General features: G+C 45.6%; 12 protein-coding genes. 11 read left to right on the top strand and 1 reads right to left on the bottom strand.

The features are described from left to right. Window positions 1-38: 38 nt before the first annotated feature. From gltB to EXU57_RS02495, 4 genes are all read left to right on the top strand, one after another. On the top strand, window positions 39-4565 hold the full coding sequence (gltB, locus tag EXU57_RS02480) for a glutamate synthase large subunit (RefSeq protein ID WP_133266575.1): 4527 nt from the start codon (window positions 39-41) through the stop codon (window positions 4563-4565). 81 nt (window positions 4566-4646) lie between these two features. Beyond that, complete coding sequence (locus tag EXU57_RS02485; protein ID WP_133266576.1) at window positions 4647-6071, top strand: glutamate synthase subunit beta; 1425 nt, start codon at window positions 4647-4649, stop codon at window positions 6069-6071. 289 nt (window positions 6072-6360) lie between these two features. Beyond that, window positions 6361-7752, top strand: coding sequence for an ammonium transporter (locus tag EXU57_RS02490; RefSeq protein WP_133266577.1), 1392 nt, complete (start codon window positions 6361-6363; stop codon window positions 7750-7752). Window positions 7753-7815: 63 nt separating this feature from the next. Next, window positions 7816-8886: an outer membrane beta-barrel protein gene (locus EXU57_RS02495; RefSeq protein WP_133266578.1), complete on the top strand. Its 1071-nt coding sequence runs from the start codon at window positions 7816-7818 to the stop codon at window positions 8884-8886. A gap of 957 nt (window positions 8887-9843) precedes the next feature. On the opposite strand, the gene EXU57_RS02500 is transcribed toward EXU57_RS02495, so the two are convergent. Beyond that, a complete protein-coding gene (locus EXU57_RS02500) occupies window positions 9844-12417 on the bottom strand; it encodes a phosphoenolpyruvate carboxylase (RefSeq protein WP_133266579.1) in 2574 nt (857 codons plus the stop codon). 325 nt (window positions 12418-12742) lie between these two features. Here EXU57_RS02500 and thrA point away from each other — a divergent pair, with 325 nt between their 5' ends. The 7 genes from thrA to EXU57_RS02535 all read left to right on the top strand — a co-directional run bounded on the left by thrA (window position 12743) and on the right by EXU57_RS02535 (window position 22736). Beyond that, the gene (gene thrA, locus EXU57_RS02505) at window positions 12743-15184 is read left to right on the top strand and encodes a bifunctional aspartate kinase/homoserine dehydrogenase I (protein WP_133266580.1); all 2442 of its coding nucleotides are present in this window, start codon (window positions 12743-12745) and stop codon (window positions 15182-15184) included. Window positions 15185-15293: 109 nt separating this feature from the next. Next, window positions 15294-16277 (top strand): homoserine kinase, encoded by a 984-nt coding sequence (locus EXU57_RS02510; RefSeq protein WP_133266581.1) that lies wholly within the window; start codon window positions 15294-15296, stop codon window positions 16275-16277. A gap of 144 nt (window positions 16278-16421) precedes the next feature. Then, window positions 16422-17714, top strand: coding sequence for a threonine synthase (gene thrC, locus EXU57_RS02515; protein WP_133266582.1), 1293 nt, complete (start codon window positions 16422-16424; stop codon window positions 17712-17714). A gap of 272 nt (window positions 17715-17986) precedes the next feature. After that, window positions 17987-18814: a prephenate dehydratase gene (locus EXU57_RS02520; protein WP_133266583.1), complete on the top strand. Its 828-nt coding sequence runs from the start codon at window positions 17987-17989 to the stop codon at window positions 18812-18814. A 6-nt stretch (window positions 18815-18820) separates the two neighbouring features. Continuing rightward, complete coding sequence (locus EXU57_RS02525) at window positions 18821-19984, top strand: pyridoxal phosphate-dependent aminotransferase (RefSeq protein ID WP_133266584.1); 1164 nt, start codon at window positions 18821-18823, stop codon at window positions 19982-19984. Next, window positions 19981-20820 carry a prephenate dehydrogenase gene (locus EXU57_RS02530; RefSeq protein WP_133266585.1) on the top strand — a complete coding sequence of 280 codons (840 nt, stop codon included), beginning with the start codon at window positions 19981-19983 and terminating at the stop codon, window positions 20818-20820. The genes EXU57_RS02525 and EXU57_RS02530 overlap by 4 nt, the downstream gene beginning before the upstream one ends. An 824-nt stretch (window positions 20821-21644) precedes the next feature. Beyond that, window positions 21645-22736 carry a chorismate mutase gene (locus tag EXU57_RS02535; protein ID WP_133266586.1) on the top strand — a complete coding sequence of 364 codons (1092 nt, stop codon included), beginning with the start codon at window positions 21645-21647 and terminating at the stop codon, window positions 22734-22736. Window positions 22737-23121: the final 385 nt, after the last annotated feature.

A 23121-nucleotide genomic window follows, 5' to 3' on the forward strand; every position in this document is an offset into this window, starting at 1 on the left:
GAAGCCAAGTGCTTTACTGAACTATTAAACTTATGACTATGACAGGCTCCGGATTATATTCTCCAGAATTTGAACACGACTCCTGTGGTATCGGCTTTATTGCAAACATAAAAAGCAACAAGTCGCACCAGATCGTTTCGGATGCACTTACCATATTGGAAAATATGGAACACCGAGGTGCCTGTGGTTGTGAAAACAACACAGGTGATGGCGCCGGGCTGACCATTCAGACCCCGCATGAATTCTTCTTTGATGAGTGCATTAAGCAGGGTGTTCACCTGCCCGCCTTTGGTAAGTATGGCGTCGGCATGATCTTTTTCCCGAAAGACGTTCCTCTTCGTGAAGAATGCCGCGACATCTTTAACCGGGCTGCTGAAAAGCTCGGCCTGGAAGTGTTGCATTATAGAAAGGTTCCTGTAAATCCCGATGATATCGGTGCTACTGCCCTATCGGTAGAACCAGAAATCGAACAGGTATTTATTGGCTGTCCCGATCACATCTTCAATCGCGAAGATTTCGAACGAAAGTTGTTTATACTGCGCAACTATGCCACACATACCATTAATAATACCGTAAGAAAAGATGAAATCGGGTTTTACCTGGCTTCACTTTCTTACAAGATCATCATATACAAAGGGCAACTAACCAGTACCCAGCTTCGCCATTACTTCCCTGATCTACGTGATAAAAGGGTAGTCTCGGCTTTCGGTCTGGTTCACTCGCGTTTTGCTACCAACACTTTTCCTTCCTGGAAGCTTGCACAGCCGTTCAGGTTTATCGCTCATAACGGTGAAATAAATACATTGCAAGGTAACCTTAACTGGCTTAAAACCAGTGAAAAGGGCTTTTCATCTCCATTCTTCTCGAGAGAAGAAATGGACATGATCTTACCCCTAGTCACGCCCGGGCAGTCGGACTCTGCATGCCTTGATAATATGATTGAGCTACTTACACTAAGTGGCCGATCGCTACCCCACGTCATGATGATGCTCATTCCCGAAGCATGGGATGGCAACGAAAGTATGGACCCGGTGAAGAAGGCTTTCTATGAGTTCCATGCCTGCTTCCAGGAACCATGGGACGGACCGGCATCCATTTCGTTCACCGACGGTAAGATCATCGGCGCCACACTTGACCGGAACGGATTACGTCCGTCGAGGTATTGCATAACATCTGACGACAGGGTTGTGCTTGCATCGGAGACCGGTGTTGTACCTATTGATCCCAGCCTGATTATTGAAAAAGGCAGACTTCAACCGGGCAAGATGTTCGTGGTTGACCTTGAGCAAGGCAAAGTGATCAGCGATGATGAATTGAAGAAAACCATCTGCTCTCAAAAGCCTTATGCAGAATGGTTGAACAAGTATAAGATCAGGTTGGAAGAACTACCGGAGCCCCGTGTTATGTTTACCCACCTTGAACACGATGCGATCGTAAAATACCAGAAAGCATTTGGCTATACATCAGAGGACATCGAGAGAATAATCACACCGATGGCTATCGACGGTAAAGAACCCATTGGCTCTATGGGAACGGATGTTCCCCTTGCCGTGCTGAGTGATCAGCCCCAACACCTGACCAGCTATTTCAAACAGCTGTTTGCTCAGGTGACAAACCCGCCGATCGACCCTATTCGCGAGCGATTGGTGATGTCGTTGGCAACATTTGCCGGCAGCAATGGCAACATCCTGGCTGAAGATCCACTGGCCTGCCATACGGTTGCACTTAACCACCCTGTGCTAAGCAACAGGGAGCTTGAGAAAATACGAAGTATCGATACAGGCATTTTCCAGGCAAAAACGCTCCAGACCTATTTCAACGCAAATGGGAAGCCTGGCGCATTACAGCGTGGACTGGACCGTTTATGCCGCTACGCAGTAGATGCAGTAGACGATGGTTTTGAAGTGCTGGTGCTTTCAGATCGTGCAATCGACTCCGAGCACGCACCGATCCCTTCACTGCTTGCCGTATCAACCGTGCATCATCACCTTATCAGGAAGGGTTATCGCGGAAAGGTTGGGCTTATTGTAGAGGCGGGAGACGTATGGGAAGTTCATCACTTTGCCTGCCTGATTGCATTTGGAGCAACGGCAATCAATCCTTACCTCGTATTATCAACCATACGTGATCAGAAGATCTCGAATAAGATTGAAACTGCTTTGGATGATAGCCAGTTGAAGAAAAACTACATCAAGGCCGTAAATGATGGCTTGTTGAAAGTGTTTTCTAAAATGGGGATCTCCACCCTTCAATCGTACCAGGGAGCACAGATTTTTGAAATTATCGGTCTGAATAAAAGTGTTGTGGACAAGTGTTTCACAGGAGCCACTTCCCGGATTGAGGGCATGGGGCTTGATGAAATTGCAAGAGAAGCACTAACCAAACACCTTGTTGCCTTTTCGAAGAAGGCAAGTCCCTTCGAGCGCCTGCCCGAAGGAGGGGTGTATGAGTGGAGAAGAAAAGGTGAGTTCCACCTGTTTAACCCACAAACCATTCACCTTTTACAGTATTCAACCCGGATGAACGATTACGGGGTATTTAAAAAGTATACAAAACTGGTGGACGACCAGGGTGAAAAAGCCTGTACGATCCGGAGCCTGTTCCAGTTCAAACCAAACAGGCCGTCCATCTCAATAGATGAGGTAGAGCCTGCTGAAAATATATGGAAGCGTTTTGCAACCGGCGCAATGAGCTTTGGCTCCATTTCGCACGAGGCTCACTCAACGCTTGCCATTGCAATGAACCGCCTTGGCGGTAAAAGTAATACCGGTGAGGGTGGCGAAGACGAACTGCGTTACGAACGCCTTGAAAACGGCGACTCAATGCAATCTGCAATCAAGCAGGTAGCCTCTGCAAGGTTTGGCGTAACAAGCTATTACCTTACAATGGCGCAGGAACTACAAATCAAGATGGCACAAGGTGCAAAGCCGGGTGAAGGTGGACAATTACCAGGTCATAAAGTTGATGATTGGATTGGCAAAGTCAGACATGCAACCCCTGGAGTTGGTTTGATTTCTCCCCCACCCCACCATGACATCTATTCGATCGAAGACCTTGCTCAATTAATCTTTGATTTAAAAAATGCAAATCGAGCCGCAAGGATAAACGTCAAGTTGGTATCAAAGGCAGGGGTTGGAACGATCGCCGCGGGTGTGGTGAAAGCAAAAGCCGATGTTGTGCTTATTGCCGGTAACGACGGAGGAACGGGTGCTTCCCCAATCAGTTCAATCAAACACGCAGGTTTACCATGGGAGCTTGGACTTGCCGAAACCCACCAGACCCTTGTTAAGAACAGGCTCAGGAGCCGGGTTGTTGTGCAGACCGACGGGCAGTTGAAAACTGGTCGCGACATAGCCGTTGCAACCTTGCTTGGTGCAGAAGAATGGGGTATTGCTACCGCTGCCCTTGTAGTTGAGGGATGTATTATGATGCGCAAATGTCACCTGAATACTTGTCCGGTGGGTATCGCAACACAGGATGCTGAATTAAGAAAACGCTTCCCCGGTGATGCTGACCACGTGGTTAACTTTTTCAAATTCATCACTGAAGAGTTCCGGGAAATCATGGCTGAACTCGGCTTCAGAACCGTTGATGAAATGGTTGGACAAGTAGATTGTCTTGAAGCACGGACCGACGTTAAGCACTGGAAGTATGGCAAACTTGATTTGTCACCTATCTTATACAAACAGCCTGCAGACGCATCTACCGGTTTATACAACCAGGAAGCACAGGATCATGGCTTGACTGAATTACTTGATTGGAAACTTCTTAAAGCAGCACAACCTGCCCTGAAAAATGCGCAAAAGGTAACCGCGGAATTCACAATAAAGAATACTGATCGTACTGCCGGGACCATTCTGTCGAACGAGATCTCTAAACTCTACAAATCAACTGGGCTGCCTGAAGATACCATCCATTACAAGTTCTATGGTACGGCCGGCCAAAGTTTCGGAGCCTTTAATACCAGTGGTGTCACGCTTGAACTTGAAGGTGACGCTAACGACTACTTTGGTAAGGGTTTATCTGGTGCCAAATTGATTGTGTATCCATCGCAAAATGCCGGGTTTATACCTGAGGATAATATCATCATCGGTAACGTTGCGTTTTATGGCGCCACATCCGGAACTGCCTACATCCGGGGAAAGGCCGGTGAAAGGTTTGCGGTAAGAAACTCTGGTGTTAGTGCAGTAGTGGAAGGAGTTGGCGACCATGGATGCGAATACATGACCGGTGGAAGGGTTGTAATACTTGGTGATACCGGCAGGAACTTCGCAGCTGGAATGAGCGGTGGACTCGCCTATATATACGACGTAAAAGGAACCTTTGCTACGCTTTGTAACATGGAAATGGTAGACCTCGACTGGTTATCGGACCAGGATTGGGTTGAGTTGAAACAGTTGATTTCAGATCATTACGCTTATACCAATAGCAGTGTTGCTAAGTTTATCCTGGAAGATTTCGAAAACCAGTCGAAGAACTTTGTAAAGGTCTTTCCAAAAGACTACAAGCGTGTATTGGCTTCGAAACCGCGTACGAGCGAAAAAGAAACCGTTCGGAAAGATTAGTCAAACCGAACAGCATTAGAGCGCAGTAAGATATCAAATCACCATTAACTCCTGCTAGCAGGGCTTAAATAATAGCACGAAATGGGTAAACCCACTGGATTTTTAGAATTTACAAGAGAACTGCCAGCCAAGCGGCCCGTTGAAGAACGCGTTCACGATTTCAAAGAATTCGTTCACCGGTACGAAAGCGACAAGTTAAACCGGCAGGCTGCGCGGTGTATGGATTGCGGTATTCCTTTCTGCCACCAGGGTTGCCCCCTGGGCAATATCATCCCGGAATTTAACGACGCTGTTTACCGGGAGAACTGGGCAGAAGCCTATGAGATCCTTTCGGCAACCAACAATTTCCCGGAATTTACCGGAAGGATTTGTCCGGCACCATGCGAAAGCGCATGCGTATTGGGCATCAACCAGCCGCCGATTACCATTGAAGAGATTGAGAAACATATTATTGAAGTTGCCTTTGATAAGGGCCTGGTCAAACCGTTTAAATCCATCACAAGAACTGGTAAAAGTGTAGCTGTTGTTGGCTCCGGTCCGGCAGGACTTGCTGCAGCGGCGCAACTGAATTATGCCGGACACTCGGTAACCGTTTTCGAAAGAGATGACGAACCAGGCGGCTTGCTGCGTTATGGTATTCCGGACTTCAAGTTGGAAAAGTGGGTTGTTGAAAGAAGAATCAACCTGATGATTGAAGAAGGGATTGTTTTTAAATGCAACGCGGAGGTAGGTGTTAACGTTAGTATTCATGACTTATTAAGAACTTTTAATGCCATCGTTCTTGCTGGCGGATCTACCATACCACGTGACCTGAATATTCCGGGAAGAGAACTAAATGGTGTTGCTTTTGCAATGGATTTTTTAACACAGCAAAACCGAAGGGTGAGTAACAAACAGGTAGATCGCGAACTACTTGCAGGTGGTAAAGACGTTGTTGTAATTGGGGGTGGCGATACTGGCAGCGATTGCGTGGGTACCTCAAACCGGCAAGGTGCAAACTCCGTAACACAATTCGAGCTGCTACCTAAGCCGCCAGCCAGTCGAACTGATTTCATGCCCTGGCCGTCGTTCCCGATGGTACTCAAAACAACGTCATCACATGAAGAAGGTGCTGATCGCAAGTGGGCTACTGCAACAAAGGCTTTCCTGGGAGATGAAAATGGTAATTTAAGAGCTTTAAATATCGTTGACCTGGAATGGAAGCTGAGCCCCGATGGCAGGCCCGCCCAGTTTGTAGAAATCGCTGGTTCGGAGCGGGAAATACCGTGTCAGCTTGCCTTGCTTGCAATGGGTTTTGTACACCCCCAACACAAGGGACTGATTAACGATATGGGTGTTGAAGTAGATGAACGGGGGAACGTAAAGGCGACCGAAAAAAGCTACCAGACCAATATCCAAAAGGTATTTTCGGCAGGTGATATGCGAAGGGGGCAGTCGCTGGTTGTATGGGCAATAAACGAAGGTAGAGAATGTGCAGAAAAAGTGGACCAGTACCTGAAAGTATAGAAAATTAGGCCGTAGAGGATCCTTAAGCAGATTTTAATACTGTAAGCACCGGTTAGTTGCAAAACTAGCCGGTGCTTTTTTTTGCGCCTTTTAAGAATTGAAATGCAATGAGTTATCTATTGACTAATTTGTCTTCTACTGGCATTCGAAAGGGGTGAAAAGTATCATACCAATCATATATGAATTATAAAAATATGAGTTATTTGATAAACATCTAAGTTCTACACTGTATTTTTAGGCTGATAAGATATATTAATATATTTTATAATCATTAACCTAAATCTTTTGTATGAGGACTTTGACTTTCAGAAATGCCGCTCCGTTTATTGTTTTAGTGGCAATAGCATTCGGGGCGATTTTTATTCCTTCCCTACCCAATTTCGATGATGCCGGCAAGTACAGCAGCGCAGACATTGCCTGGATTATTGTAGCAACCGCGCTGGTTTTTCTAATGACTCCGGGTCTCGCGTTTTTTTACGGCGGTATGGTTCATCGTAAGAACGTGATCTCCACCATGATCAAAAGTGTGGTGGCAGCAGGGGTGGTTAGTATTCTATGGGTAACTGTTGGTTATAGTCTTTGTTTCGGAGAATCCTTTCACGGGTTTATTGGTAACCCAATGACGCACTTCTTTTTCAAGGGCGTAAACTCAGGTGCTCCATGGAGCCTTGCACCAACAATTCCGCTAACGCTATTTGCATTGTTCCAGCTCATGTTTGCGATTATTACGCCCGGACTGGTTGTGGGTGCTGTAGCGGAAAGAATTCGTTTTACTTCCTACATTCTCTTCATTGCAATATTCAGCCTGGTAGTGTATGCGCCACTTGCACACTGGACATGGCACCCTGAAGGTTTCCTTTTTAAAATGGGGGTACTTGATTTTGCGGGCGGAACAGTGGTACACATTTCTGCAGGTATGGCCGCCCTTGCCGGTGCGCTGGTGTTAAAGCGCCGCAAATCGCATCTTGAGAAGCAGGAAATACCACCAGCAAACATTCCTTACGTGTTAATTGGAACAGGTTTACTTTGGTTTGGCTGGTTTGGCTTTAACGCAGGTTCAGCACTGGGTGCAAACGCCCTCAGCGTTTCTGCTTTCGCGACAACTAATACAGCCGCAGCGGCAGCTGGCTTATCCTGGATGTTCTTTGATGTATTAAGGGGTAAAAAACCTTCTGTACTGGGTTTTTGTATCGGTGCTGTTGTTGGCCTTGTTGCCATAACACCAGCAGCAGGATTTGTAGCCATCCCACAAAGTATCTTTATCGGTGTAGTAGCCGCAATCATTTCGAACGTAGCAGTTTACTATAAATCCAAATCAAAATTGGATGATACACTTGACGTTTTCCCTTGCCATGGTGTAGGCGGTATGGTAGGTATGTTAATGACCGGGATCTTCGCTTCAAAGACGGTTAATCCTGCAGGAAACGACGGGCTATTTTATGGTAATGCAACATTCTTCTTCACACAGTTAAAAGCACTCGGACTTGTAGTCGCATACAGTTTCATAGTGTCTTACGCAATCTTTAAACTGATCAATTTAATTCAGCCAATCAGGGTTAGCTCTGCTGATGAAGAATTGGGTCTTGATGCAAGCCAGCACAACGAAAAATACCTGCAGGGAACCTTGCTGGTTTCTTCTAATGGTGTAGTTAAACAAGAAGAAAGAGCAGAAACACTGTAAAAACTTGTCGCAAAAGTTCTTACGGTTCTACTCTTTCTATTTACAAAAACAAAAACGTCAACAATGTTAAGAAAAATTTTCACAACGGCCCTCGGGCTGGCTACAATCGGCTGCATTCAAGCGCAGGATTCAAAAGACAGCTCCAAAACAGCGGCCTTTAAGCTCTCAGGATCAGCGGATGTTTATCACCGTTATAATTTTCATAATCCTGAGTCTGCGCCTTACAACAATCTAACAAGTTTCACCAATTCACACAGATCATTTGAATTAGGGATGGCTTCCATTAAGGCCGAACACAGTATTGGAAAAGTAGGAATGGTTGCCGATCTTGGCTTTGGTCGCCGCGCAGATGAATTTTCGTACAACGATGCAAATTCAAGGGTAGCGATCAAGCAACTTTATCTTACGTATGCGCCTTCTTCTGCTGTAAAGTTTACCGCCGGTAGTTGGGGCACCCATATTGGATACGAGTTGGTAGATGCCTATTTAAACAGGAACTACAGCATGAGCTATATGTTCTCTTACGGTCCATTTTTCCACACCGGGATTAAAGCAGATTTTGCTCTTGGTGGCAAGACTGGTTTGATGGTGGGCTTAACCAATCCAACCGACCTGAAAACTGCTACGGGAATGCCGAAGATGGTCATTGGCCAGTTTTCAACCGGCAGTAAAGACGACAAATTCAAAGCTTACGTTAACTTCCAGGGCGGAAAGTACAACGACTCAGCCCGGTTAAACCAGGGTGATGTTGTATTGACTTATGCCTTTTCTCCAAAGTTCAGCATGGGCTATAATGGCACGGTGCAATCAAGATCGGGTAAGAATGCCAAAAAAGAATGGTTGGACGGCAACACCTGGTGGGGTTCTGCCTTATACCTGAACGCCGATCCGACTGACTGGTTTGGCTTGACTCTAAGGGGAGAATACCTGAGCGATGATAAGTCGGTACTTGGCTTTGATGGCAATGTATTCGAGACTACACTTTCTGCAAACTTCAAGATCGACAACCTTACCTTAATCCCTGAGATCCGCCTGGATAATGGCAGTACGCCACAAGGCCTATTTGTAAAAAACAGTGGTGCATCAACAAAGTCGACCGGCAGCCTTTTACTTGCAGCAGTTTACCACTTTTAATTACCAGCTAATTAACGCCACCCAAAATATTTACGGTTATTAAGACAATGAAAACCCGTTGACCAATTTCATATGGCAAGCAATCGTTATAGGCCGTCCATTTCCATGGACGGCCTTATTTTTTGATTGACCATTTTCCGCGCCGGGTCCGTTCGATTGAATTAAAAATTAAAAATGTAAAATGTAAAAATGGGCCTTGACGAGTTGGCGCTTATACAACTTTTAAATCAATGTCGTTTAGTTCAACTAATTGGCCGATAAAAGCTATGCAGTACAAGAGTGCAACGCAACGATGTTCAATAGAAATCCTTCAGCCGGGACCATAAAAAAACCTCACTTAAAAACATTCTTTACAATCAGAAGAATCTTTTTTTTAATAAAGAGACAAGCATTATTTATCAACGAACATCTGTCAATGCATTCCTCTTATCCGCGATGCGTATTCCACTAACCTCCTCTCTGCGCAAACCTCTGCTGCTCCCGTTCTCTGCGGTTATTCTTCGAGCAATCCGCAATTCGCTAATCCGTAATCCGCCAATCCTCCTCTCTGCGCAAACCTCTGCCTCTCCCATTCTCTGCGGTTATTCGTCAAGCTATCCGCTATCCGCAAATCCGTAATCCGCCAATCCTCTTCTCTGCGCAAACCTCTGCTGCTCCCGTTCTCTGCGGTTCTTCTTCGAGCTATCCGTAATTCGCCAATCCTCTTCTCTGCGCAAACCTCTGCTTCTCCCATTCTCTGCGGTTATTCTTCAAGCTATCCGCTATCCGCAAATCCGTAATCCGCCAATCCTCTTCTCTGCGCAAACCTCTGCTTCCCCGATTCTCTGCGGTTATTCTTCAAGCTATCCGCTATCCGCAAATCCGTAATCCGCCAATCCTCTTCTCTGCGGTTCTTCTTGGACCTATCCGTAATCCGCTAATCCGTAATCCGCCGATCCGTAATCCGCCAATCGGGGTTTACGCTGAGTTTCTACCCGCATTGATAATACCAAACGAAGTACGAACAACCAGTCGCTCGAAGGAATCCTTTATCACGTCTTTTACCATTCTTGCTTCCATATCGCGGATCCGGCTGATGGCATACTGTTGAATGGTGGTAAGCGGTAGCACGATCCGCTCGCGCATTTCAATTGATAACGACTCAACAGGGTAACCTTCCATGAGTTTGCTGTTTCCGGTTAGCTTGAGCAGGTACTTTTCAGTAAGCTGGTACTCATCAAAGATCATGCGCCAGATCTCACCATATTGCGGGTGCGCGGACAGGTATGCGGTCAGTGGAAAAAAGCACTTCTTCATCGCCATCTCGCAGTTATCAATCAGGGTTTTGAAGTACAGCGAGGAGGCATACAACGCTTTTAACTTGTTTAGCTGACCCCCGCTTTCAGCAGCTTTCAAGGCAGTTCCTACTCCATAGTATCCAGTAACATTTTGTTTCAACTGGCTCCATGCACCAACAAATGGAATAGCCCTGAGATCTTTTAATGTCAGGCGGGATGAACCCCGGCGGGTTGGCCTGCTACCGATGTTGGTTTCGCCATAAAAATTCAGCGGACTTACATAAGCAAGGTAGCTTAGAAAACAAGGATGATTCTTTAAGGTCTTATAGGCTTCAAAACTACTGTTTGAAAGTTCCTGTATCAACTGGTCGTCTTCGGTAGAAAGGGTCTTTTCTTTGGTTGAAAAAAGCTCGTTGGAAATACCTGCATTCAGCAGCTGCTCAATGTTAAAACCAGCAGAGTCGTCGGTTCCGAAATTGGAACTAATGGTTTGACCTTGTATGGTAAGCTGAATTTCTTCGCTGGAAATATTTTTTCCCATCGAGGCATAAAACTGGTGGGTTTTACCACCGCCGCGCGCTGGCGGACCACCCCGGCCATCAAAGAAAACAACCTCGATGCCGTGCTCGCGCGAAATACGTGTGAGCTCTTCTTTAGCCTTATAGATGCCCCAATTTGCCATCAGGTAGCCACCATCTTTTGTACCGTCGGAAAAGCCTACCATGATGGTTTGCCTGTTCTTCCGGCGCTTCAGGTGCTTATGGTACACCGGGTTTGTATAAAGCGTTGACATGATTTTAGAAGCATTCTGAAGGTCGTCGATGGTTTCAAAGAGCGGAACAATATCGACGGTAAGTTCATCTGTCTTCCAGCCATTCAACAGGAACAAGCCAAATACTTCTATTACATTAAGTGCAGAATTGCACTGGCTGATGATATAGCGGTTGCATCCATTTTCACCGTTGTGTTGCTGTATGGACCTGATCGCAGTCATGGACTGCATCGTATCTTTTATTACCCCGTCTTCGTAAAGTTCGATATTCGCCGAGCCGGAGCAATTCGTCAGCAACGCCAACTTCTCCTCTTCGTTTAGCGTATTGTAGTTTTTTGGCAACAGATCCTCGCGTAGACTGATTGCCTCCAAAACCTGGTTGTGAACAGAACTTTCCTGCCTGATATCAAGCGCCGCGAAATACAATCCAAATACACCAACCTTGCTCATAAGGTTATCTACCAGGTGAACAAACAAACCGTTGTGCTCGTATATGATGATCTCACGAATCTTCTGCAGGGTTTCATAAATTTCCTGGCTCGAGATATCTGTCCGTTGGTTGGGGACAAAAATATTGTTATAGAGCTTAACCTCCAGGTCTGCCACAATCGTTTCGAGCCCTTTAAAAGTGAGACGCCTTTTCAACCGGCGTACATCCTGGTAATAACATTTGATGATTGCTGAACGAAGCGCCTCTGCAACGCGAACCGTAGTTTCGGTTGTTACATTCGGGTTGCCATCGCGGTCGCCACCCGGCCAGAAGCCCATAGTAATAACCGGGTTTTGCGTAGACAGCGCATGCGGAAACTGGCCCCTTAAATTGGAGATGATTTTTCCTGCTGCAGAATAAAAAACGTTTTCGAGATACCACAGAAGGCTTATCGCCTCATCGTAAGGCGTAGGTTTTTGTTTCTTATAAAATGGTGTTTTACCTAGTTGTCTCAGGTACATATTTACCTGGCTGGTATTATCGTCGTTTAAGGCACGTGCAAGGTCGTTGATGATACCAAGCACTGATCCGGGATAAAACTGGGTTGGATGCGCGGTGAGTACAAGGCGAATGGAAAAGTCTTTTAACTTCTTGGCGAGTTTATCCTCCGCACCGGCCTGTTGTATTTCCGAGGCGAGGTGTTTGAGTGTACCCATTCCACTGATGTCGTGAACCTCGCGAAATGCAGCATCCTCGAGGGCATCGAAGAGTACAACCTGGCGTTCAACATACTGAACAAAGCGGAACAACATATCGGCCTTTTCACGATCATTACTTACCGTAACATAGCGGTTGAAAAAATCTTCAAGTATCTGAACCGGGCTTTGATTCTTTTTGTAACCCTCTTCACAGTGGTTTAATAAAAGGGAAAGCAGGATCCCTGTCTTTTCAATTCTATGAAAAGGCAGTGCAGTAAATAAGCTGTTGTACAGCTGAAATTTAAGCCCGACGTGATTATTGAATTGCTGCAAACTCCTCGACTGGTGAAACATGAGAGCGGATTTTTGATCGTTACAAAAGTATGGCAGGCAGCAGTAGAAAGTGCCGGGTGAAAATAGTTATATCTCCTGATTCCGTATTCTCTTTTATTATTTTGTTTAACGGTTATCATTTTTAATTATCTTGTACCCCATTATCTATTCGTGATACCGACTCCGGAATATATTATCCCTTTTACGGTCAGCGTGGCTACCTCAGCTATTCGCATTATTATTGCAACCCGTTAGGGTTGTACATGTTCCATATTATCCCTCGGGCCACAAGCCGCACAAACCTTAGCGGTTCAAGTACTACTTTTATTCATTAAACAAAAGGTTCATGCAAGTTTTAAAATTTGGTGGAAGTTCAGTTGCAAATGCTGCCAACATTCAAAAGGTGGTTTCCATTTTACAACAATCATCCAACGAAAAGAAAGTTGTTGTGGTGTCTGCATTAGGCGGCATCACCGACATTTTACTCGAATGTGGTTCCCTGGCAGCGTCGGGGAATGAATTATATAAAGAGAAACTTGAGATTATTGAGAGCCGCCATCTTGAAACCATCCGCGAACTCATACCAGTTACCCACCAGAGCAGGATACTCAGCCTTGTAAAAACACAGTGCAACGAACTGGAAGATATCTGTAATGGCATCTACCTGTTAAAAGAACTTTCGTTAAGAAGTAAGGACAGAATTGTTAGTTATGGCGAATTACTATCCTCGCAGATCATTGTTGCAAGGCTACAAACGATGGAAGTAAATGCGGGCTGGAAAGATGCGAGAGAAATCATCGTAACCGACAGCAACCATACTTTTGCAGCCGTTGATTTTACAGAAACCAACAAAAAAGTTGTAGCCTGGTTTACGGGCAACGAAGCCGATATCACCATCGTGCCGGGCTTTATTGCAGGCGATGCCAACGGTGTTGCGACAACACTTGGCCGTGGTGGTTCTGATTATACCGCAGCAATTATCGCTGCTGCACTTGATGCATCGCTTGTGGAAATATGGACGGATGTATCGGGCATGATGACCGCCGATCCAAGGTTGGTTTCCACAGCAAAAGTCATCCCCCACATCTCCTACCAGGAAGCAATGGAACTTTCGCATTTTGGCGCAAAGGTTATCTACCCTCCTACCATCCACCCGGTAATGAAAAAAGGAATCCCGGTTTGGATCAAAAACACATTTGCCCCCGCCGACGAAGGCACCCTTATCGAGCGGGTATCACCAAAAAACGGCAACAGTATTCGCGGAATATCCAGTGTTAACCGCATTGCATTGCTTAGCCTTGAAGGTAGCGGAATGGTGGGCATACCAGGCTTTTCAAAGAGGTTGTTTGAAGCTTTGGCGAACCAGAAAGTAAACGTAATACTCATCACGCAGGGATCGTCGGAACATTCTATTTGTGTTGGTATCGACGAGGCAAATGCCGGGCTTGCAAAAACAACGATCGATAATGCTTTTTCCTACGAGATTGAAACAGGTCGCGTAGAACCCCTGAACATTGAACAGGGTCTATCAATTGTTGCTCTGGTTGGCGACAATATGAAGAGCCACCCTGGTATCAGCGGAAAAATGTTTGGCGCCCTTGGCAGAAATGGGGTGAATGTGCGTGCAATTGCACAAGGCTCTTCCGAAAGAAATATATCAGCAGTAATCTCAAATGCTGATGTAAAAAAAGCAATCAACATTCTGCACGAAGAATTTTTCGAAACCACCTATAAACAGATAAACCTTTTTATTGCCGGCACCGGAAATGTAGGCAGCAAATTACTGGCGCAGCTCATTCAGCAGCAGGCTTACCTGCAGGAACACATGCGGTTACAAATTAGGATTGTTGGCATTGCAAACAGCCGCAAAATGTTCTTTAACGATGAGGGTATAGATGGCTCGAACTGGAAAGCATTACTCGACCAGGGCGAAGCGATGAACATAGAACGTTTCATCAACATTATTCAATCGAAGAATATGCGCAACGCCGTATTTGCCGACGTTACCGCGAATAGTGAAATAGCCACTTATTATGATCGCTTACTTAGCAAGAGCATCTCGATTGTTGCCTGCAATAAAATAGCGTGTTCATCAGCTTATGAATACTATAAAAAGCTGAAGGACCTTGCGCGCGAATACAATGCACAGTTCCTGTTTGAAACAAACGTTGGGGCCGGTTTACCAGTGATCGGAACTTTAAACGACCTGTTAAGAAGTGGCGACGAAGTAAACCGGATGGAAGCGGTTTTAAGCGGCACCCTCAACTATGTGTTCAATAATTACAATGGCGACAAACCCTTTGCAGAAGTGGTGAAGCAGGCACAAGATGAAGGCTATACAGAACCCGATCCTCGACTCGACCTCAGCGGCACTGATGTTGTTCGCAAGATCATGATCCTTGCCCGCGAAACAGGTGAACAAATTGAAATGGAAGACGTAACGAATAATTCTTTTATGCCGCCGTCGTGTATGGAAGGAACCGTGGCAAACTTTTACGAGGAAATGCCAAAACATGAAGCCCACTTTAAGCAATTATTTAAGGAAGCAAACGCACAGGGCAATAAACTAAAATTTGTGGCGAAGTACGAAAATGGGAAGGCTTCTGTTGGACTTCAACATATCCATCCGCAACACGACTTATATCATCTTTACGGAAAAGACAACGTAGTGCTGTTTTACACCAATCGTTACCCGGAGCAACCGCTTGTTGTAAAAGGTGCAGGGGCTGGGGCAGAGGTCACGGCTTCAGGTGTATTCGCCGATATCATCAGGGCGGGTCGAAATTAATCAATGATAGAAACATAGACAGCATAGAACGAACGTCGATGATCATAGATGGCCTGAATTATTCCGGAGTTTCCATCGACATACCCTTCAGTTTTGAAAATAGTTAAACATGCAAGCATCACCACATGGTAAATCTATAACCGTACATGCGCCAGGCACTGTAGCAAACCTCGTATGTGGTTTCGATGTTTTAGGCATGTGCCTGAATGAACCGCACGATATCATGCATGTTACCTTACTCGATGAGAGAAAGGTAGTAATAGAAAGTTTAGACGGCTATCCCCTTCCGTCCGATCCCCAGCAAAATACCGCCGGGGCGCCACTCATCGAAATGTTACATGAACTTGATCGTCAGATCGGCTTTCATGTTCAGATAAAAAAACAGATTAAACCCGGAAGTGGTATTGGCTCAAGTGCTGCGAGCGCAGCCGGTGCTGTTGTTGCGGCAAACCATTTACTGAACAATGTATTTACGAATACCGAAATGGTTCGTTTTGCTATGGCAGGCGAGAAAGTGGCCAGCGGTGTAAAACATGCCGACAATGTAGCACCCTGTATTTACGGGGGAATAACACTTATTCGATCAATTTTCCCCCTCGACATTATTGCCATACCTGCACCGGATTTGTATGTTACCGTGGTTCACCCCCAAATTGAAGTACGTACTGCTGACGCGAGGCAAATACTACGCAAAGAGGTATTACTTAAAGATGCTATTAAGCAATGGGGGAACATTGCCGGCCTCGTTGCAGGATTTATGAAAGGCGACCTTGAATTAATCGGCCGTTCACTGGAGGACGTAATCATTGAGCCCGTTAGAAGCATTCTCATCCCGGGCTTCAACGACGTAAAAACCAGGTGCCGCCAGGCTGGCGCTTTAGGTGGCGGAATATCGGGTTCAGGTCCGTCGATATTTATGTTAAGCCGCGACAAACAAACAGCAGACAACGTTGAAGGTGTTATGCAGGAAATTTATACCGCAATTGGTATCGACTTTCATACCTATGTTACCACCATTAACAAACAAGGCGTAACAGTTGCCCTTAAAGAGTTAAATCCGATACACGGGGAGGAACAACAGATCACAGGCTAGCCGACTTTGTGTAGCAGGCCCGCATGGCATGCACATAAAGTTGCCATTGCCACCGCCCCATTTTATCAAGAGGGTTGCACTGCCGGAATAATCTTTGTTGAACAATGGCCATTAAACTTATGGCCCACATTAAATCAGAAGAAGATGTTTTACTACAGTACCAATAAACAATCGTCAAAGGCAGACTTCAGGGAAGCAACCATTAACGGCCAGGCGCCTGATAAAGGCTTGTATTTTCCTGAACATATGCCTACTGTTCCTGCTGAAATGCTCAGCAACCTCGCCGGGTATTCCAAAGAGGAGATTGCCTACACCGTGATTGAACCTTATGTAGGCGACACCATCTCAAAAACGACGTTGCAAAAAATTGTCAGCGAAACAATCAATTTTGATTTTCCACTGGTAGCTGTTAACGAAAACATTTCTGCGCTGGAATTGTACCACGGACCTACACTAGCCTTTAAAGATGTGGGCGCACGATTCATGAGCCGGTGTTTGGGTCATTTTGTACAAGACAATAGCCGAAACGTAACCGTACTGGTAGCAACTTCGGGCGACACCGGTGGTGCAGTCGCAAACGGATTCTATGATGTAGATGGCGTCAATGTCGTTATTCTTTACCCATCAGGAAAGGTGAGCAGCGTGCAGGAATTACAGCTCACAACACTGGGCAAAAACATTCGTGCTATTGAAGTGAACGGCACGTTTGATGATTGCCAGCAGCTCGTCAAGCAGGCATTCTCCGATACCGGTTTAAATGAGCAGGTCTTTCTCACCTCTGCCAATTCTATCAACGTGGCAAGATGGCTACCACAGCAGTTCTACTATTTCTTTGCATTACGTCAGTGGCAGGAAAGCGAGCCGCCGGTAATATGTGTGCCAAGCGGAAATTTTGGAAACATTTGTGCAGGCCTCCTGGCACACGTTTCAGGGCTGCCGGTGAAACATTTTATAGCAGCATGTAATGCAAACGACGTTGTACCCCGGTATCTGAACAACGGCACTTATGAAACCCGTTCGTCCGTTTCTACGCTCTCAAATGCAATGGATGTTGGCAATCCAAGCAATTTCACGCGAATACTCGAAATGTTTCGCCACAGTTTTCCGGAGATAAAAGATGTACTCAGCAGCATTAGTGTTTCCGATGAGCTTACACGGCAAACCCTAAAATCGGTACTGGAGAAATATGATTACCTCACCGATCCTCATGGTGCGGTAGGCTACTATGCACTCGAACAATACCTTCAGCAACATCCGGGTGATAAGGGTATCTTCCTGGAAACAGCACATCCCATTAAGTTTTACGATGTAGTTGAACCCATTACTGAGAAAACGATAACTAAACCAGATGTCGTCACGGCTATCCTGAAGAAAACCAAAATGAGTTTCCAGATGGCCAACGACTACAGCATGTTGAAAGACTACCTCGTTAGTTAATTCTCAATGTCAATACGTTTTTATTGAACGACGTTTAAAGTTCTTGCATTCGGTAATTAAATTTGGTTAAAAACTTCGCCATTTCTGAATCATACTTATATTTGCCCCACAATGAACAACACAATCGCTTTCTTTGGTTTTTATTATTACTTCTTTAGTAAGAAGCCGGGAAGCTTTTGTTGAAACTGATTGAATAAAGAAATCAACATAAAAACTCCCGGCTCAAAAGGCCGGGAGTTTTCTTTTTGTACCAATTACAACTTGCTTATCTGATGGCGGTTAAGATTTCGATACAGGGTTTTGAAGGCAGCTTTCACCAGGCGGCTGCTCAACATTTTTTTGGCGACGTAGAAGTAATCACTTGTGCAACATTCAGGGAAGTGGTAAAAATTGCCGGCAATAAAAAAGAAAGCGACGGTGGCATAATGGCCATCGAAAATTCGATTGCCGGAAGCATCTTACCAAACTACAACCTTCTTCAAAAAAGCAACCTCCGGATTGTCGGCGAAATTTACCTGCAGATCAAACAAAACCTGCTTGTAAACCCCGGTATTAAACTTGAAGACATCCGTGAAGTGCATTCCCACCATATGGCATTACAACAATGCCTCGAGTATCTCGACAAGTTTAACTGGAAACTGGTTGAAACAGAAGATACTGCACTTAGTGCAAAACATATACATCAAACCAGGAGCAAACATATAGCTGCCGTAGCCAGCAAACTCGCCGCTGAACTTTATAACCTCGATGTGATTAGTCCGAATATTCACACGATGAAAAATAACTATACACGTTTCCTGGTGCTGCAGCGCGAGGGTTCGTTTGAACCGGTTGCACAGGCCAATAAGGCGTCTGTAAATTTTACCACCGATCACTCGAAAGGCAGCCTGGCAAAAGTGCTTACGCGAATAGCCGACGCAGGGATCAACCTGAGTAAGTTGCAGAGCTTCCCTATACCTGGCAGCGATTGGAAGTATAGCTTTCACGCCGATATGGAGTTTGAAAACATGCAACAATTTGATGTTGCCATTGAACAAATCAAGCCGGTAACCGAAGAAGTAAAAGTTTACGGCGTATACAAAAAAGGTAAAACCATTTAAGCGGCTATGAAACTATCGGATCGTTTAAACGGCATTGGTGAATATTATTTTTCCCAAAAGCTAAAGGAGATACAGGAGATGAACCAGGCCGGCGACAATGTCATCAACCTGGGCATCGGAAGTCCTGACCTTCCCCCGCATCCTGATGTAATTAAAACATTGCAGGACGAATCGGCAAAACCAAATGTGCACGGCTACCAGGGTTATAAAGGTGTCGACATCTTACGGAATGCCTTTGCGTCATGGTATAATAAATGGTACGGGGTATCATTAAATCCCGTCACCGAAATTCTACCGCTGATGGGTTCAAAGGAAGGTATCATGCATATTTGTATGACCTATCTTAACCAGGGTGACGAGGTACTTATTCCTAACCCGGGATATCCTACTTACAGCAGCGCGGTTCAGCTGGCGGGTGGTACCTGTATTACTTACGACCTTACCGAAGAAAACAACTGGTTTGTTGATTTTGAAAACCTGGAAACAAGGGATCTCTCCCGGGTGAAACTGATGTGGGCCAACTACCCCCAAATGCCTACCGGTCAATTGCCGGATACGCAGCAGTTTGAGGCACTGGTAGCGTTCGGGAAAAAACACGATATCCTCATCTGTCACGATAATCCTTACAGTTTTATACTCAATAAGAATCCGATCAGCATATTGGCTGTGGAGGGAGCAAAAGAAACGGCGATAGAATTGAATTCACTCAGCAAGTCGCATAATATGGCGGGCTGGCGTATGGGGGTTATGGTGGGTGCAAAAGAACGCATCGAAGAAGTGTTGCGTTTTAAAAGCAATATGGACAGCGGCATGTTTTTGCCACTTCAGCTTGCCGCCGCCAAAGCGCTTTCGCTTGAGCAGGATTGGCTCGAACAGGTGAACGCAGTTTACGCCAACAGAAAGCAAAAAGCTTATGCCTTGCTCGATCTACTAAACTGTACCTACGCCAAAGAACAGGCAGGTTTGTTTGTATGGGCAAAAATCCCTGCCGGCTACCAAAGCGGCTTCAAGCTAAGCGATGAAATACTTTATAACGCAAAAGTCTTTATCACTCCCGGCGGTATTTTTGGCCAGGCCGGCGACGGATTTATCCGCGTCAGCCTCTGCAGCCCTGAAGAAAAGTTTGACTTGTCCATAGAGCGAATACAAAAATTCTTAACAGCAAAATGACCGTAACCATTATAGGTGTTGGCCTCATCGGCGGATCTTTGGCATTGGCGCTCAAGGACAATGGCCTCGCAGGCAAGGTGATCGGCGTTGAAAGCAATAACCATCATGCGCAACGTGCGTTAGAGCTTGGCCTGGTGGATGAGATTAAAACCTTGACCGAAGCCATTTCCAGCTCGCAACTGGTGGTATTGGCCATCCCGGTAACCCAGGTTATGCAGGCCTTGCCATCGGTACTCGACCATGTTACCAACCAGGTGGTAATGGACGTGGGTTCCACGAAAGAAGGGGTTATAGCAGCGGTAACCAATCACAAAAACCGGTCGCGTTTTGTAGCGACGCATCCTATGTGGGGTACTGAATACAGTGGTCCTGAAGCCGCCCAGCACCAGGCATTTCGCGAAAAAGCCACCGTAATTTGCAACCGGGAAGAAAGTGACGGTGAGGCTGTAGCGCTGGTGGAGAATTTGTACCGGCAACTGGGTATGCACCTGTTGTACATGAATGCAAAAGATCACGACGTACACGTCGCCTATATCAGTCATATCTCCCACATTACGTCTTTCGCGCTGGCAAATACAGTTCTGGAAAAAGAGAAAGAAGAAGATGCGATCTTTGAACTGGCGAGTGCAGGTTTCGCAAGCACCGTGCGTCTGGCAAAGAGCAATCCCGCTACATGGACCGACGTTTTCCGGGAAAACAGGGAGAACGTGTTGGATGTATTAAATGAACACATCAGCCAGTTGCGGAAGTTTAAAGCCAGTCTTGAGAAAGAAAACTATGAATACCTCGAAGAACTGATGACCAATGCAAACAAGATCAAGCGGATCTTGAAGTGAGAAAGGGAGTGATGAATGATGAACCAATGTCGTTTACTTAAGGTGAGTGGCAGAAATTGGTGATTAAAGGGATGCGGTACAAGGGAGTGACACAACGATGTCAAATAGAATTCCCACAGCTGGTCACCAAAGATTTCTCTTAAATAAACGACATTGAATGATGAACTATAAATGATGGATGACCTGGGAGGGCCAAAAAGTAGATTGATTTTTTTGGGACCCGGCTGAAGAATTTCTATAGAGCATCGTTGCGTCGCACTCTTGTACTGCAGTTACTTTACTGAACGCCGCGCTTTGTTTAATGAGAAGCTAATTGTTGAATAGGGTTTGTACTGACGAAGCACTTGGGAATGTTGAAGAGGAAGCTATGTTGAATGTTGTGTGTTAAATGTTAACCGGCGAAAGCAGGTCGGGATGTTGAAGAAGAAGCTACTTTGAATGTTGTATGTTCAATGTTGAAGGGTTTGTACCAGCGAAAGCAGTTGGGGATGTTGAAGAGGAAGCTATTTTGAATGTTGTATGTTCAATGTTGAAGGGTTTGTACCAGCGAAAGCAGTTGAGAAATTGAAGATGAATTACCAGATGTTGAAGGGGTTTTGACTTTTGCCTTTGACTTTTGCCTTTTGATTTTTGACTTTTGACTTTTGCCTTTTGACTTTTGACTTTTGCTCTGCACATGATACTCAGCCGTACTACGTACCTTTATCCAACGTTATTATAACAGGGAAGTCTTTCTGCTGCAAAAGCTGCGGATTCTGACTTTTGAATTTTGACTTTTGACTTTTTAATTTTGACTAAATTTTACGTTATCTAAATATAATACCATGCAGGCAACAGACACGCATCAGGAGGTAAAACCTTTAGACCAGGTGTGGAACAAGCGACCACTTATTATTTCAGGACCATGTAGTGCCGAAACAGAGCAGCAGGTGATGGAAACCGCACAAAGGCTGGCTGCCACCAATAAGGTTGACGTATACCGTGCCGGCATTTGGAAACCCCGTACCCGTCCCGGAAACTTTGAAGGGATTGGAACAAAAGGACTGCCCTGGTTACAACAGGCGAAGAAAACCACGGGCTTATTAACTGCCGTTGAGGTAGCTACTTCAAAACAATTGCAGGATGCCCTCCACTTCGACGTAGACATTGTATGGTTAGGCGCACGAACCACCGTTAATCCATTTAGCGTTCAGGAAATTGCCGATGCCCTGCGTGGTGTTGATGTTCCTGTTCTGATCAAAAATCCCATCAATCCCGATCTTGAACTTTGGATCGGTGCGGTAGAGCGGGTTGCAAAAGCTGGTATCAAAAATATCGGGCTCATCCATCGTGGATTTTCTTCATACGGCAACTCTGAATATAGAAATGCCCCTATGTGGCACCTGGCGATCGAGATGAAACGCCGTTACCCCGAACTGATGATGATCAATGACCCGTCGCACATCTGCGGCCGCCGCGATATTCTTCAGGAAGTTGCTCAAAAAGCTATAGACCTCGACTACGACGGCCTTATCGTTGAAAGCCACATCGATCCTGATAATGCATGGAGCGATGCCAAACAACAAATTACCCCCGAGCGCCTGAGCGAAATGCTTGAAAATATTATCTGGAGAAAAGAGGACGTTCAATCGGAAGAATACCACAACGCGCTGGAGAAGTTGCGTAACCAGATCAATCACCTCGACGATGAACTGATGCAAATTCTTGGTCAACGGATGAAAGTTGCCGAAAAAATCGGCCAGTTTAAAAAGGAAAATAACATCACCATCCTTCAAACCAACCGGTGGAATGAGATTCTTGAACGCGCATTCAGGAAAGGTGAAAAACTTGGATTAAGCAAAGAATTCATCACCCGCTACTTCGATGCGGTCCACCTGGAGAGTATCAACCACCAGACCAGGGTTCTGAACTCCTAGTTAAAGGCTATTTATACGATATGGTCTGCTCCCTGTGGCTTAGTTGCTACAGGGAGTTTTTGTTTAAAGAGATGGTGGATTGTTAGTAGGAATTGGGTATTGAGGTTTTGGGTATTGAGGTATTGGGCAATGAGGTAACAATGATGGATTGTGGAGCAGTGATTTGCGGATGGCGGGAAGGTTTTGGCTGATTGTTAGTTAGGATATAGGTTGATAAAATTAATGGTATAAGATATATCGTTTAGGTGATGCCATATATGCTACAGTTGAACGGAGTCGCCCATTCGACTGGCGGAGCCGGGCGGGCAACGATGTCGCTTCGAAGTGCGATGTTGGTATCAAAAGCATCGCCATTATTTTCGCGCGGAATTGTTGCGGAGGTGAT

Origin of the sequence: Segetibacter sp. 3557_3, from assembly GCF_004354985.1 — a bacterium.
Classification (GTDB): domain Bacteria; phylum Bacteroidota; class Bacteroidia; order Chitinophagales; family Chitinophagaceae; genus Segetibacter.

Bases quoted from the DNA above. Each gene is read 5' to 3' on its own strand.
- gltB (WP_133266575.1), top strand. From the start codon at position 39: ATGACAGGCTCCGGATTATATTCTCCAGAATTTGAACACGACTCCTGT.
- EXU57_RS02485 (WP_133266576.1), top strand. From the start codon at position 4,647: ATGGGTAAACCCACTGGATTTTTAGAATTTACAAGAGAACTGCCAGCC.
- EXU57_RS02490 (WP_133266577.1), top strand. From the start codon at position 6,361: ATGAGGACTTTGACTTTCAGAAATGCCGCTCCGTTTATTGTTTTAGTG.
- EXU57_RS02495 (WP_133266578.1), top strand. From the start codon at position 7,816: ATGTTAAGAAAAATTTTCACAACGGCCCTCGGGCTGGCTACAATCGGC.
- EXU57_RS02500 (WP_133266579.1), bottom strand. From the start codon at position 12,417: ATGTTTCACCAGTCGAGGAGTTTGCAGCAATTCAATAATCACGTCGGG.
- thrA (WP_133266580.1), top strand. From the start codon at position 12,743: ATGCAAGTTTTAAAATTTGGTGGAAGTTCAGTTGCAAATGCTGCCAAC.
- EXU57_RS02510 (WP_133266581.1), top strand. From the start codon at position 15,294: ATGCAAGCATCACCACATGGTAAATCTATAACCGTACATGCGCCAGGC.
- thrC (WP_133266582.1), top strand. From the start codon at position 16,422: ATGTTTTACTACAGTACCAATAAACAATCGTCAAAGGCAGACTTCAGG.
- EXU57_RS02520 (WP_133266583.1), top strand. From the start codon at position 17,987: ATGGCGGTTAAGATTTCGATACAGGGTTTTGAAGGCAGCTTTCACCAG.
- EXU57_RS02525 (WP_133266584.1), top strand. From the start codon at position 18,821: ATGAAACTATCGGATCGTTTAAACGGCATTGGTGAATATTATTTTTCC.
- EXU57_RS02530 (WP_133266585.1), top strand. From the start codon at position 19,981: ATGACCGTAACCATTATAGGTGTTGGCCTCATCGGCGGATCTTTGGCA.
- EXU57_RS02535 (WP_133266586.1), top strand. From the start codon at position 21,645: ATGCAGGCAACAGACACGCATCAGGAGGTAAAACCTTTAGACCAGGTG.